General features: G+C 62.3%; 18 protein-coding genes. 7 read left to right on the top strand and 11 right to left on the bottom strand.

What is annotated here, in order from left to right; translation table 11 throughout:
- Positions 1–22: 22 nt before the first annotated feature.
- The 8 genes from BG842_RS26270 to BG842_RS26235 all read right to left on the bottom strand — a co-directional run bounded on the left by BG842_RS26270 (position 23) and on the right by BG842_RS26235 (position 5,023).
- Positions 23–277 carry a hypothetical protein gene (locus BG842_RS26270; RefSeq protein ID WP_069453094.1) on the bottom strand — a complete coding sequence of 85 codons (255 nt, stop codon included), beginning with the start codon at positions 275–277 and terminating at the stop codon, positions 23–25.
- On the bottom strand, positions 270–641 hold the full coding sequence (locus BG842_RS26265) for a hypothetical protein (protein WP_007978860.1): 372 nt from the start codon (positions 639–641) through the stop codon (positions 270–272). The genes BG842_RS26270 and BG842_RS26265 overlap by 8 nt, the downstream gene beginning before the upstream one ends.
- 26 nt (positions 642–667) lie before the next feature.
- Complete coding sequence (locus BG842_RS26260; protein ID WP_007978858.1) at positions 668–1,432, bottom strand: cytochrome bc complex cytochrome b subunit; 765 nt, start codon at positions 1,430–1,432, stop codon at positions 668–670.
- A 4-nt stretch (positions 1,433–1,436) separates the two neighbouring features.
- Positions 1,437–2,231: a cytochrome bc complex cytochrome b subunit gene (locus BG842_RS26255; protein ID WP_007978856.1), complete on the bottom strand. Its 795-nt coding sequence runs from the start codon at positions 2,229–2,231 to the stop codon at positions 1,437–1,439.
- A gap of 1 nt (position 2,232) precedes the next feature.
- A complete protein-coding gene (locus tag BG842_RS26250; protein WP_069453093.1) occupies positions 2,233–3,075 on the bottom strand; it encodes a Rieske 2Fe-2S domain-containing protein in 843 nt (280 codons plus the stop codon).
- Between the two features lie 3 nt (positions 3,076–3,078).
- Positions 3,079–3,465 (bottom strand): hypothetical protein, encoded by a 387-nt coding sequence (locus BG842_RS26245; protein ID WP_069453092.1) that lies wholly within the window; start codon positions 3,463–3,465, stop codon positions 3,079–3,081.
- Complete coding sequence (locus BG842_RS26240; protein ID WP_069453091.1) at positions 3,466–4,146, bottom strand: plastocyanin/azurin family copper-binding protein; 681 nt, start codon at positions 4,144–4,146, stop codon at positions 3,466–3,468.
- A gap of 88 nt (positions 4,147–4,234) precedes the next feature.
- A complete protein-coding gene (locus BG842_RS26235) occupies positions 4,235–5,023 on the bottom strand; it encodes a DUF308 domain-containing protein (RefSeq protein ID WP_069453090.1) in 789 nt (262 codons plus the stop codon).
- Between the two features lie 90 nt (positions 5,024–5,113).
- Between BG842_RS26235 and BG842_RS26230 the strand changes: the two genes are divergently transcribed.
- The gene (locus BG842_RS26230; RefSeq protein WP_069453089.1) at positions 5,114–5,602 is read left to right on the top strand and encodes a hypothetical protein; all 489 of its coding nucleotides are present in this window, start codon (positions 5,114–5,116) and stop codon (positions 5,600–5,602) included.
- 11 nt (positions 5,603–5,613) lie between these two features.
- Here the strand turns inward: BG842_RS26230 and nth are convergent, their stop codons facing one another.
- Positions 5,614–6,300, bottom strand: coding sequence for an endonuclease III (gene nth / locus BG842_RS26225; protein ID WP_069453088.1), 687 nt, complete (start codon positions 6,298–6,300; stop codon positions 5,614–5,616).
- A gap of 107 nt (positions 6,301–6,407) precedes the next feature.
- On the opposite strand from nth, the gene BG842_RS26220 reads away from it, so the two are divergent.
- From BG842_RS26220 to BG842_RS26210, 3 genes are all read left to right on the top strand, one after another.
- Complete coding sequence (locus tag BG842_RS26220) at positions 6,408–6,605, top strand: hypothetical protein (protein ID WP_069453087.1); 198 nt, start codon at positions 6,408–6,410, stop codon at positions 6,603–6,605.
- A gap of 78 nt (positions 6,606–6,683) precedes the next feature.
- Entirely contained in the window at positions 6,684–7,658 is a 975-nt protein-coding gene (gene mvaD, locus BG842_RS26215) for a phosphomevalonate decarboxylase MvaD (RefSeq protein WP_069453086.1), read from the top strand.
- A gap of 61 nt (positions 7,659–7,719) precedes the next feature.
- On the top strand, positions 7,720–8,829 hold the full coding sequence (locus BG842_RS26210) for an NAD(P)/FAD-dependent oxidoreductase (protein ID WP_069453085.1): 1,110 nt from the start codon (positions 7,720–7,722) through the stop codon (positions 8,827–8,829).
- Here BG842_RS26210 and BG842_RS26205 read toward each other — a convergent pair.
- On the bottom strand, positions 8,826–9,170 hold the full coding sequence (locus tag BG842_RS26205) for a hypothetical protein (RefSeq protein WP_007978837.1): 345 nt from the start codon (positions 9,168–9,170) through the stop codon (positions 8,826–8,828). The two genes, BG842_RS26210 and BG842_RS26205, sit on opposite strands and share 4 nt — an antisense overlap.
- Before the next feature lie 142 nt (positions 9,171–9,312).
- Here BG842_RS26205 and BG842_RS26200 point away from each other — a divergent pair, with 142 nt between their 5' ends.
- Positions 9,313–9,534, top strand: coding sequence for a hypothetical protein (locus BG842_RS26200; protein WP_254663508.1), 222 nt, complete (start codon positions 9,313–9,315; stop codon positions 9,532–9,534).
- Between the two features lie 51 nt (positions 9,535–9,585).
- On the opposite strand, the gene BG842_RS26195 is transcribed toward BG842_RS26200, so the two are convergent.
- Positions 9,586–9,939 (bottom strand): hypothetical protein, encoded by a 354-nt coding sequence (locus BG842_RS26195; RefSeq protein ID WP_069453083.1) that lies wholly within the window; start codon positions 9,937–9,939, stop codon positions 9,586–9,588.
- A 161-nt stretch (positions 9,940–10,100) separates the two neighbouring features.
- Between BG842_RS26195 and BG842_RS26190 the strand changes: the two genes are divergently transcribed.
- Positions 10,101–10,556 carry a thiol-disulfide oxidoreductase DCC family protein gene (locus BG842_RS26190; protein ID WP_069453114.1) on the top strand — a complete coding sequence of 152 codons (456 nt, stop codon included), beginning with the start codon at positions 10,101–10,103 and terminating at the stop codon, positions 10,554–10,556.
- A gap of 284 nt (positions 10,557–10,840) precedes the next feature.
- Positions 10,841–12,622 (top strand): asparagine synthase-related protein (locus BG842_RS26185; RefSeq protein ID WP_069453082.1); only part of this gene is annotated, 1,782 nt, incomplete at its 3' end.

Raw genomic sequence — 12,622 nt, 5'->3', positions numbered from 1 at the left:
AAAAACGGAGAAAAGACTCGTTTTACGCGCGGGACTGGCGAACCTGTCGCAGGACCGGGATGACGAGCCAGAAGAACACCATCCCGAAGATGGCGAGCCAGAAGGTCGCCTCGCGAAGGATGAGGGCCAAATTCCCGTACATGCCCAAGCCGCTGGGGATCTCCCCGATGAGTTGTGTATCCTCGAACCCGGGGGTGGTGTACCAACCCGAGAGAACCATCCATGCAAGCCCTGCGGTGGCCGCGATACCGAGTCCCTTTGCGAATTCGTCAGCCATTGTTAGACGGTTCGTCGGAGTCATCTTTAGACTTTCCCATTCCCTCGGTGCGGAACCGCGTCGAAAAGGCGTAGACGACCGCACCGGCGGCGATGAGGAACAAGCCGAAGATGGCGAGCGGGAAGTCCACTTGCGGAAGTGGTGCGGTCGCTCGGTCAGTCGCCGAATCGAGGAGGATGAAGCCGAAAACGACCGCGAACACGGCGAACATCGTCGAGAAAACGGTAACCGCTTTATACACCCGGAGCGGGACGACGACATCGCGCGAACGGATTCCACCAGCGGTGTCCGCCGTGTCGCCTTCGGATTCGTCGTCAAATACCGAGTCACTCCGCTCTTCGTCGTCGTCCCGAGATGAAGACATGGAAATGGGAATGGAAATTGTGGTAGTTACTTCGGCGGGCGAAGTCGGTAGTACCGGCGGTTCAGGCTGAACATGTACCCTTCGCGCATCGACTTCAGCACCGTGTAGGTGATGGTTCCCGCGATAACGGGCACGAAGAACGCCAAGTCGAACGTCAGGTGTGCCGCGATGGGCAGCAGGTTCTTGATCGACAGCGCACTGATGGTGGTGGCGAACGTGACGCCACCGACACCGACCGCGGACCAGAACGGCTGTTCGACCGGCCGTCGTGCGCTCCCCTTGTTGAGGAACGGAACGATGGCGATGAAGCCGACCACGACGACGTTTGCCACGACACCGAACGTCCGGTCGGCCATCAGCTTCTGCCCGCCGAGGATGGCGAGCTCGGGGTTGAGCGGACCGAGCTTCAGCAGCCCGAACGACCAGTAAAGATACCAGTCCGGCAGGATGATGGCCGGAGTCGAACTCGGGTCCGCTGGCGGTCCGAGGTGCGGCGGGAGCGTCGCCGCGAGGAACAAAATCATCCCGATGAAGAAGCTCCCTATCGAGAGGTTTCGAATCATCTCGTGGGGCCACGTCGGGAACGCCAGCACGTCACGTTCGACGTAGCTGGACTCCTGCCGGAGGTCCTGGTCCTCGCGCCGCGACCGCTCGAAGTATTCGTACGTCAGCCGGGAGAGCCCCTGCGTGCGCTGTTTCCGTTCGAGCCACGTCGGGGTCTCGTCGTCCGGCGGGACGATGCCGGTACCACTTCCGTCGGTTCGGGGTTGGGATTCGTTTTCGTCGGTCATTGTATCAGTGTGGTTCCGCGATGCCCTGCATCCAGACGATGCCGATGTGGACGGCGACGAGCGTCGTCACGACGAACGGCAACAGGAACACGTGCAGGATGTACATGCGCTGGAGCGTCGATTGACTCAGGCTGAAGCCACCGAACAACAGGTGTGCGACCCATTCGCCTATCAGCGGAACGGACAGGCTCATTTCGACGCCGATCTGTCCGGCCCAGAACGCCAGCTGGTCCCACGGGAGCAGGTAGCCGGTGTACCCGAACACCAGCGTCAGGCTGATGAGGATGATGCCGAGAATCCAGTTCACCTCGCGCGGTTCCTTGTACGCACCCGTGAAGTAGACACGGAGCATGTGGAGGAACACCGCCGCGACCATCACCTGTGCCGCCCAGCGGTGGATCGACCGAAGCATGAACCCGAAGTTCAAGTCGGTCATGATAAACGTAAGCTGGTTGTACGCGGCCGACGGGTCACCGGCGGTCGAGGGCGAGTAGTAGAACCCGAGTAGCGCGCCGCTGATAGCGGCAACCGCGTACGCGAGGGTGGAAAAGCTCCCCAGCGCGTACAGCGGATACCAGTACCAGAATTTGTTGTCAAGGCCGTACTGCTCGGTGTGGCTTTTCGGCATCTGGAGGTTGACGCGGTAGTACAACGTCTCCAGGATTTCGAGGTAGTCCACGATGCGGAAGCGCTTGTCCATCCACATCAGCGTCGTGAGGAACGTACTCTCGATGGGCGTGAGATCCTTCTCACGGAGCCACTCCCCGTGGTCGTATTCGTCTTTTGGTTCGAGACTCATCTTAGCTGTCCCCCTCCGGGCGTGGCAGCGCCACGAAGGATTTCTTTACGAGGCTGAAGGGGTCGTACACCGACTGGTGGCACGGACAGTAGACGTCGTCCTGGGCGTTGAACTTGGTGGACCCCGCGATTCCCTTGAATTTGGGAACGCAACAGAAGTGGGTACACTTGTTGAGCCACGCAACGAATCCTTTGTCCGTACTGGCGTTTACCCACTCGTTGTCCTTCTTCTCGATGAGCGGGCTACGGAGGACTTGTACCGTCAGGGTCTGCGAGCTGTCCACGTCCTTTGAACGCCACGTGACCGTCGCGGGTTTGCCGAGACCGGACTTACCGATGCCGTTGCCCCACGTCTTGTAGTCCGAGAAGTCGTCGACGTGGACTTTCCCGCCCGCCTCGACGTCGGCCTGCCATTCGTACTGTGCCCCTTTCTTGTATCGGAAGTAGTTGTCTTGGTCCGCTTCGGGGTCAACGCCTTTGTACGTCTGGACACCACAGTACTGGAACCATTCGGGGGAGTACGTCATGCCGCCGATCTTCTTCTCGGCGACGACGACTTCCTGTCCGCCCTTTTGGACCTTCTTCGCCTCGGGGAACTGCCCCTTGAGATATCCTTCGCTGTCGATTTCGATGGGTATCTGCGGCATTCCACGCGGGGCGGGTCCCGCGATGTTCTCGACCGCCATGTACTGCGTGGTCCCACCGCCCTCGCCGGACGGGGAGGTAGCAGTCTTCAATGCGGCACCGGCGCCGACACCGACGCCAGTGAGCGTTGCACTGCCGACCACGCCTTTGACGAAACGGCGGCGACCTGTGCTCTCCGGATATTTGTCGTCTCCTGCCATTGTTTATCGTTTGTAGTAGGGGTACACTGCTCGTTTGAACTGTTCCCACGCGTTACCGAACGATTCGGTTCCTTCCTCTTGTCCCTCGCGCACGTAGAGGTCTTCCCATTTGCGACGACGCTTTTTCACGATCATGACGTCGGGGAGGAACTCCTTGCGGTACAACATGAGGATGAACGCGAGGTCGATGAAGATGATCGCGAGGATGCCGCCGAGGAACATGTTGCCGGCCTCCCTGAGGCCCCAGCCGTTGAGGAGGCCGTACGTGAACAGACCGACGAACACGACTTCGACTATCGTCAACAGGACGATGGTGATTGCGGCGGTCGTGCTTTCTCGTGCCGGTTCGTATCGGTGAATATCGCCGTAAGTGCTTCCTGACGAGGACATCTATCTGTTCCCTCCACTGGTGTTTGCGGATTCGCCGTACTTCAGGAAGAAGAACGTGTAGAGGAGCGACATCATCACCATCAGAATCGTCGCGATTCCGACGTAATGTGCCTGGAACGGAACACCCATCTCCTCCGGGTCCGCTTCCGCTACCGCGCCGCCATCGCCCGAGCTACCGACGGTGATGGAACCGGTCATCCCGGCGCTCTTGTGCGGGGCACAAACGTACGCGTACTCGCCGGGCGTACTGAACGTGTGCGAGTAGGTGTGACCGGTGTCGAACAATTCGCTCGCACTGCCCGAGCCTTCCCAGCCGGCACCCTCTGGTTGGCTTTCGGGGACGACGTTGTGGCCGTCCGACTCCCAGACGAACTTGACCGTCGTCCCGGGCGTGACGGTCAACTTGTCCGGGTCGAACACCAAGTCGCCGCCCGGACCGACCTTCACGGTCTTCGTAGGACCGCCACCACCGCCGCCCTGTGATTGGTTCCCGCTCGATTGATTCCCGCTGGACTGGTTCCCGCCTCCCGACGTCGTCGTTTGGCCTCCACTCGTCCCGTTGCCACCGGACTGGTTTCCGCCTCCTGACGTCGTCGTTTGTTGCGCACCAGCGGGTGCCGCAGTCGCGGCTGTTCCGCCAGCAACACCGCTGGCCGCCAGTAGAAAGTCCCGCCTCTTCATACATGTGTTGGTCAGGATGGGACTTGCTTAAACCCACCGATGCCGATGGATTGCCGTCATCGGCAGGCTCGGAATCCCTCCGTCCGGTTCAGTCGTCCTGGTCCTTTTCGTCGACGGGGAGAAAGTCGGGTCGCATCCCCGATTCGACGCCCGCCGAGCGGAGTCTGTTTCGATACTCCTCGGACCGAAATCTGTCGGACAAACGGGCGTTCGCCACGATGAGAAGGACGAACAGTCCGAAGACGAAGAAGGCACCCCCGACGAGGGCGAGCAGGGGTGCGCCGTCTCGAACCGCGTCGGCGACGCCGACGACACCGAGGACGATGAGGAGCCACGCGATTATCATCCCGATACCGCCGAGCACGTGAATCGCGCCGATGGTCTGCATCAGCTTGTTGCCGAGTTCGCCGCTGCCCTCGGTCACCTCGTCCGGTTGCGGTAGTTGGCCACCCTCGGGCATTTCCGGAACCTCGTACTCGTCCATCGACGCTAACGCGACCGTGGGTTTCACATCGCGCAAAACGGTTCCACGTCCCTCGACGCTACCGTCGGGGTAGACGATGGCGTATCCCTCGTCGGAGTACGCGGCCAACTGTGGCTCGCCGTCGCGCGTGATGCGCTCGACGACGGCGAACACCTCCCTGATAGCGATGCGGTGTTTCAGGTCGGCCTCCACGCGGTCGAGCAACTCCGTGCCGGTTATCCACGAGTCGGGGTCGAAGGCGACCTCCCACTCTTCGAGCGACATCTCCGCCATGTCCTCGGGTCCGAAGTTCTCGAAATCGTACTTATCGTCGACCTCGCGGCGGAGTTCCTCGCGGGATTTCTCTGGCGCGTCGTCGTCCACGCCCTCCGTCCCGCTGTCGGAGTCAGCCATTACCCGAACCTTACACTTCGATGGCTAAAACGTCTTCTGACCTGCCCGGCGTTTCGGACGGTTTAACGCATCCCGGTCTAACCATCCAGTATGGTATCCGACGCGGCGATTGCGACCGTGGTCGCCCTAGTCGTGACGGCGAGCTTTCCGTTTTATCTCTACGGTGCGTGGATCATTCTCGAATCGGACCCCGTGACGTGGGCGGTACTGACCCGCCATCTGAAGTATATCTCCGTCGGACTGCTGTTGACCACGGTGCCCTTCCTCACGTGGATGCTTCCGCGATTCATCGCCCACTTCGGCGGCGGTCTCGCCGCGGTGCACGCCTTCCTCGGGTTGCAAGCCTACGCGATGTTGATACTGGCGCTCACCGGCATCGTTAGGATATTTCAGGTCAAACGCGCTCACGATTTGTACGGCACGCCGACCCCCGAGATGGACATCGGCGAACTTCACGAAAACATGGACTCGTGGCGGTGGCGTCTGCGCGCCGGTGTCGCTGGCTACATCATTTTCTGGCTGCTCGCGTGGACGCTCGGCGTCGCACGCTTTTTCATCCTGCACACGGACTATCTCTGATTCGAAGTCCCTCAGTCCCACGCCTCGCCGCTGGCGAGGTCGATGTCGTTGTCGAGTTTTGAGGACGGACAGATGTCTTCGAGGATGCAGTCCCCGCAATCGGGATTCCGCGCGGTGCAGGTCGCCCGTCCGTGGCTGATGAACAGGTGGGTCAGCCACTGCCAGTCCTCCTCGGGGACGAACGTCATCAGGTCGGACTCGATTTTCTGGGGCGTCTTCTCCTCCGTCAGACCCAACCGGCGCGAGAGACGCTGGACGTGGGTGTCAACGACGATTCCTTCCACCACGTCGTGACCGTGCTGGAGCACCACGTTCGCGGTCTTTCGCCCGACGCCCGTGAGGTCGGTCAGTTCGCTCATCGTGTCGGGAACCTCCCCGTCGTGTTCCTCGATGATGGTCCCGCAGGCGCTGTGTATCCACTTCGCCTTGTTGTTGTAGTACGTGATGGAGTTCAGGTCCTCGGCCAACTCGTCCACGTCGGCGTTCGCGTAGTCCTCTGCCGACTCGTATTTTTCGAACAGATGTTCCGTCTCCTTGTTCACGCGCTCGTCGGTACACTGGGCCGAGAGCATGACCGCGATGAGGAGTTCGAGGCGGTTCGAGAAGTTGAGCGAGATGGTCGCGTCGGGATACTCGTCGTACAGTCTGTCCACGATTTCGTCCAGTTGTTCCTCCCGCGTGTCGAGTGGGACGCCCATGTCGGTGTTCTCGGAGGGCGTCGGTTTGAGTGGTTCGATGTCTCGGGAGAGCGGGGAGAAGTCGGCGCGGAGAAAGAATCTTACTCCCGGTGTTCGTAGGCGCGAACATGTCCCCCGATGGTTACTCGGCTTCGTGGACGGACCCGGATTACGTCTCGACGGTCGTCGGCGTTCTCGCCGCCGGCGCGCTCTACTTCTACAGCGCGTGGGTGAACTGGGGGCCGACGACGGTCGAAATAACGGTCGTCTTGCTCGCGGTCCTGCTCCCGACGACCCTCGCCTACGAAATTGCTCGTCGTTTCTAAGATGGACGACTCGGAAACCGCCCGTCGTCCGACTCGTATTCCAGAGAGTTTAAACGCCCGTCACGCACCCATCTCCGTATGAAAGCGACCGCGAAGGCCCACCCCATTCAGGGGCTGGTCAAGTACCACGGGATGCGCGACGAGGAACAGCGGTACCCGTACCACGACAGCATCAGCGTCTGTACCGCGCCGAGCCACACGAAAACGACGGTCGAGTTCGACGAGTCGTTCGACTCGGACACCTTCGTCGTTGACGGCGAGGAACTGACGGGGCACGCGGCGGACCGCGTACGTACTGTGGTTTCCCGCGTGCGCGAACTGGCCGAAATCGACACCCGCGTCCGACTGGAGAGCGAGAACAGCTTCCCCTCAAACGTTGGTCTCGGCTCCTCGTCGTCCGGGTTCGCCGCCGCCGCGATGGCCGCGGTGGAGGCCGCCGGTCTCGATCTCTCGCGTCCGGACGTCTCGACCATCGCGCGCCTCGGGTCGTCCTCGGCCGCCCGCGCCGTGACGGGCGGCTTTTCGGACCTGCACATGGGCCTGAACGACCACGACTGCCGCTCGGAGCGGCTCGAATCGCCGCTCGAAGACGACGTGCGAATCGTCGCCGGGCTGGTTCCGGCCTACAAGGAGACCGAGGAAGCCCACCGCGAAGCCGCCGACAGTCACATGTTCGACGCGCGGTTGGCGCACATCCACGACCAACTCGTCGAGATGCGCGACGCGCTCCGCGTCGGCGACTTCGACCGCGTGTTCGAGACGGCGGAACACGACTCCCTCTCGCTCGCCGCGACGACCATGACCGGTCCGGCAGGATGGGTGTACTGGAAGCCCGAAACCCTCGAAATCTTCGACGCGGTTCGGAAACTCCGCACCGAGGAGGATATCCCGGTCTACTACTCCACGGATACGGGTGCCAGCGTGTACGTCAACACGACCGCCGAGCACGCCGAATACGTCGAGGAAGTCGTCGCCGATTGTGGCGTCGAGACCATGCGCTGGAAGGTCGGCGGCCCGGCCGAAATCCTCCCCGAAGACGACGCGCTGTTCTGAGTTCCCGAACCCCTACTTGAGCGGGGAGTACGCCTTTAGCCCTCCCTTCCGTTGTTTTCCCATGGACATCGCAGTGCTCGGCGCTGGCTATGCCGGTCTGTCCCTCGCTCGAAAACTCGAAACGGACCTCTCCGACGACGCCACCATCGTCGTGGTCGAGGAAACGGGCGAACACCTCGTTCAGCACGAACTCCACCGCGTCATCCGCCGCCCCTCGCTCGCGGACCAAATCTCGATTCCGTTGACCGATGTCCTCGACTGCGAGGTTCGGGAGACTCGCGTCGAGGCAGTTGACCCGGACGAAAATCGCGTCCGCCTCGAAGGCGACGCGCTGGAGTACGACTACGCCGCCGTCTGTCTCGGTGCCGAAACCGCCTTCTACGACCTCCCCGGCGTCGAGGAGCACGCGATTCCCCTGAAGCGCCTCGAACACGCCCGCGAGATTCGGGAGGGCTTCCTTTCCGCCGACGGCGGTCGCGTCGTGGTCGGCGGCGCGGGACTCTCGGGCGTGCAGGTCGCGGGTGAACTGGCCGCCCTCGCCGACGAGGAGGAGTTGAACGTCGAAATCGTCCTGCTCGAACAGTTCGAGACGGTCGCGCCCGCCTTCCCGGCCAACTTTCAGGAGGCCGTACGGAACCAACTCGAACGACGCGACATCGACATTCGTACCGGAACCGCCGTCTCCCGCGCCGATGACGACACTATCACGCTCGAAGACGGCGAAACGCTCGCGTACGACCTGTTCGTCTGGACGGGCGGGATTCGCGGCCCCGACGCGATGGGCGGCGACCGCGCCCGCGTCGATAGCACGCTCCGACTCGGCGACGGAACCTTCGTCGTCGGCGACGCCGCGCAAGTCGTCGATGGCGACGGCGAGGCGGTTCCAGCGAGCGCACAATCCGCCGTGCGGGAGGCCCGCGCCGTCGCGAAAAACATCGTTCGACTGGTCGAGGGCGACGACGTGTTCGACCCGCGTCTCGACCAGTTCACCTTCGACTCGCCGGGGTGGCTCGTTTCGGTCGGCGACGGTGCGGTGGCGCAAATCGGCCCGACCGTCGTGACGGGACGGGCGGCGAAGGCGCTCAAAGCGACGGTCGGCGCTGGTTACCTCTCGTCGGTCGGTGCCGTCAGAAACGCGGTCGATTTGATCGGAGAAGAGTTGGGGGACTAAATACCCGGAATCCCGAGCGCGCTCGACGTCAGGACGTCGAGGAAGACCAGCGCGTAGGAGATGACGACTACCGAGAGCCACGCGATGAGACCGATACCGATGGCGTTGCCCCAACCGCCGGGATACCGCCAGTTGATGACCCAAACCCACGCGATGAGGACGACGATCCAACCGAACAACCAGCCGACTAACACCGCGACGATACCGCCGATGACCGAGCCGACGATGGCTGTTATCAACGCGTACCCGTAGTCGTCGGTTCCCGTGACGACCCGCGCACCGATGTAGATGCCGAGACCACCGATGAGCAGACTCACGATGAAGCCGACGACGGAACCCATGAGGGATAACATCGTGAATTCCCCTACGGCGAACCTGTTTTTATAAGAACCGCTTGCGACTCGTCGGAACCTCCGCGGCGAAATGGTTATAATAAACGAATTCAGCATCATCTTTAAGGTACTGGCCCATCCTTGCCTCACCATGGCACGCGAGCCGACGCTTGACACGGTACTGATCGGCGCGGTCGGAGCCGGTGCTGCGGCGCTAATCGGAACGAGAGCACTGGAATACTACCGAGAACGACGACGCCGCTCGACGCCACACGTCGTTTGCACGGACTGTGGCGAGGCGATGCCGATAGACGACGTTCTCGACCCGGCAGTCACCTGCGCTTGTGCGACCAGTAACGTACGAATGGACTGAGAAGAAACTGCGTGCCACGACGTTCACTTTTCGAGAAAACGAGTCGGAGAGTTAGACGTGGCGCAAACTGCCACGAAGTCCCCGCTCGGCTACTCCGATGAGGAGCAGGGCGAAGAACGCCACGACGAGCCATCGCCCCGTCTGGGAACTGACCGCATCCGCGAACAGTCCCAGAAGGTCGAATCCGACTGCTTGGCCGAGTGCGAACAGCAGCAACACGAATCCGATGGCTATCAGACCGGCCATCATGCCGGTCTTTGCGAGCCAACTCGACGTATCCTCGTCGTCCGTCCGACGTCTCGGCTCGGCCTGCTGATCTGCATCGCCTCGTCCGGTCGTTTTCTTCCGTTCGGTTCGTTGACTACCGTCGTTTCGGTCGTCTCCGCTCTGTTGTGGTTGGGGCATCGTGTATCCCCATCGACCACGAGACGGGCGAGACGTATAGCTATAAACCGATTAAACGGTCCGTTTCGGACCGTTTTATGTGACCATATCCGACGGGTTGAGGTGGTAGGAGGACTTCCGACGAACCTATCGGTCCACGACACCGAGTGGGGAACGAAACGATGACCGACGAACGGGACCCCGACGAAATCATCGGCGACCTCGACGGGCCAGTGTTGCTCTTCGACGGCGTGTGCAACCTCTGTAACGCCGCCGTTCGGTTCACGGTTCGGTTCGACGAGTCGGGGACGTTCCGGTTCGCGCCGCTCCAGTCTCCCGTCGGGCGGGCGCTCCTCGGCCGACACGGCCTCTCGACCGACGAGTTCGATTCGGTCGTGCTCGTGGAGGGTGACAACTGTTACACCCGTTCCACCGCCGCGCTCCGGGTCTGCCGCCGACTCGACAGTCCGTGGCCGCTCCTGTACCCCCTCGTTTTTCTCCCGGCCGCCCTCCGGGACCCGGTGTACGATCTGATAGCGACGCACCGCTACCGGCTCTTCGGGCGGACGGACGAGTGTCAAATCCCGGACCCCGAACTCCGCGAGCGGTTCGTCGAGCGCGCGCTCGATACGGTATGAACCCCCTATCGCGCGAGTAGGTTCTCTCTTCTCATCGGTTCGTCCCCGCTACTCGACCGGTAGGGTGACGTACGTCACCCACAGGCCGCGTATAACAATGGTTCGGCGTCGCCAGTTGCATTTCAGTGAGAACGGATGAACGAAAGGCCACATCGAATCGAATTAGGCTGCGGTTCCGCCGAACGGGTCGCCCATCCACCACCGGCGAACGGTCGGACTACCGACCGCTACGCGGCCGTTATGAGTGAGAAGGGAATTCGACGCGTTTCGGGAGGGAGGGGCACATGGTAGGGTTGTTCGGTGCCTTCGGCGACCGCACGGTCAGCTTAGACGCGTTTCCGAGCATGCGGCGTGGGGGGGCAGAGCGAACGGATTCGTTCGCTGACGATGCGGTCGCCGTGACCACGGGATTCCATCCGCTGCTGGCCGACGAACAGCCCGTCCGAACCGCCACGGAAGACGTGCTGGTGTGGACCCTCGGCGACGTGTACGGGTTCGAACGAAACGGCTCGCATCAACCGCGTCCGGCCGCCATCGATACGCCGACGTTCTGTGCGAACCTGTACGAGTCGTACGGCATCGACTTCGTGGACGGTCTGAACGGGGAGTTCGCGGGCGTCGTCTACGACCGCGAACGACGGACCGTCTTCCTGCTGACCGACCGATTGGGTTCGTATCCGCTCTTCCACACGGAGGCGGGCGACGCGCTGTTGTGTTCGACGGACATCCAAACGCTCGCCGGATTTCCGGGCGTCGAAACCGAGTTCGACCGCGACTATCTCGCCGAGTTTCTCGCCTACAAGCGGTCGTTCGGCGTGACGACGCCGCTCTCCGGCATCGAACGGCTTCCACCCGCGACGGTCACGGCCATCGACCTTGACGACGCATCGACGGATTCCCGGCGGTACTGGCGGCCCGAATACGCGCCGAAGGACGAACCGTTCGAGTACTTCGTCGAGGAGTTCGTCGAGCGATTTCGACGCATCCTCGACGAGTGGGTACGTGACGACCGCGAGTACGGCCTGCTGTTGAGCGGGGGGAGCGATTCGCGGCTCGTCATGGCCGCGATGGACCGTCCCGTCGTCGGGTTCCATATGAACGACTGGCGAAACCGCGAGGCGCGCGTCGCGGAGCGCATCGCCGCGGCCGCCGGTAACGAATTTCGGTTCCTCCACCGCGACGAGGAGTATCGGCGGCGGTCGCTCGCGGAGAACCCCTCTCTCTCGAACTTCGACGGCTGGTACAAACAGGGCTACCCGACGGGCTTTGCCGACGAAATCACGTCGTCGGTGGACGTGCTCATGTCCGGGCTGTACGCCGACACGCTGTTCAAAGGCCACGCGGTCCCGTCGCCGAAGGTGTCGCTCGGCCCGGTGGGGAACGTGACCTTGCCGCTCGAAACGCCGATTCGGACGGTGGACGAGTTTATCGACCGGCTCGCCACCGACGCCCCGCCGTACCTCGACGCCGACGTGGACCTCGAAGCCGTCCTTCGGAAAAACATCTCCGTCACTTCGGACGGTGAGATAGACCACCACGGCGTTCGATACCGGTCGATTCGGGAACTCGTCCTCTGTAGCGACTACTACCCGCTGTCGAACGACACCGAACTCATCTACACGAACAGTCTCCGACAGCTCCGTCCGTACCGGACGCCGTTTCTCGACAACCGGCTCATCGATCTCCACCTCTCGATGCCGGTCGAATATCAGCTTCGGCGTAACATCGTCCATCAGGCCATCGAGCGGCTCGACTCGCGTCTCGCCGCGGTTCCGCACTCGGAGTCCGGCGTTCGAGCCGACCGCTCGTTTCCGGTCGAATACGTCGGCAAGCACCTGAACGCATTCCGGTGGAAGCACTTCGAGGACGAGACGCCGCCGGAACCGTGGTGTACGCACGGCCCGTGGCCGAACGACGCGGCGTTCGTCCGACGGGACGGATTCGTCCGGGACGCGCTCGCCGCGAACCGCGGGCTCGTCGAAATCCTCCCGTTCCTCGATTGGGAGGGCGTCCGGCGAAGCTACCGCGACCACTTCGACGGCGCGGACAACACCGTCGAACTCTAC

Origin of the sequence: Haladaptatus sp. W1, from assembly GCF_001723155.1 — an archaeon.
Taxonomy (GTDB): Archaea; Halobacteriota; Halobacteria; order Halobacteriales; family Haladaptataceae; genus Haladaptatus; species Haladaptatus paucihalophilus.
The sequence above is the reverse complement of the archived record's forward strand: the minus strand, read 5'-3'. Positions and strand labels throughout refer to the sequence as shown.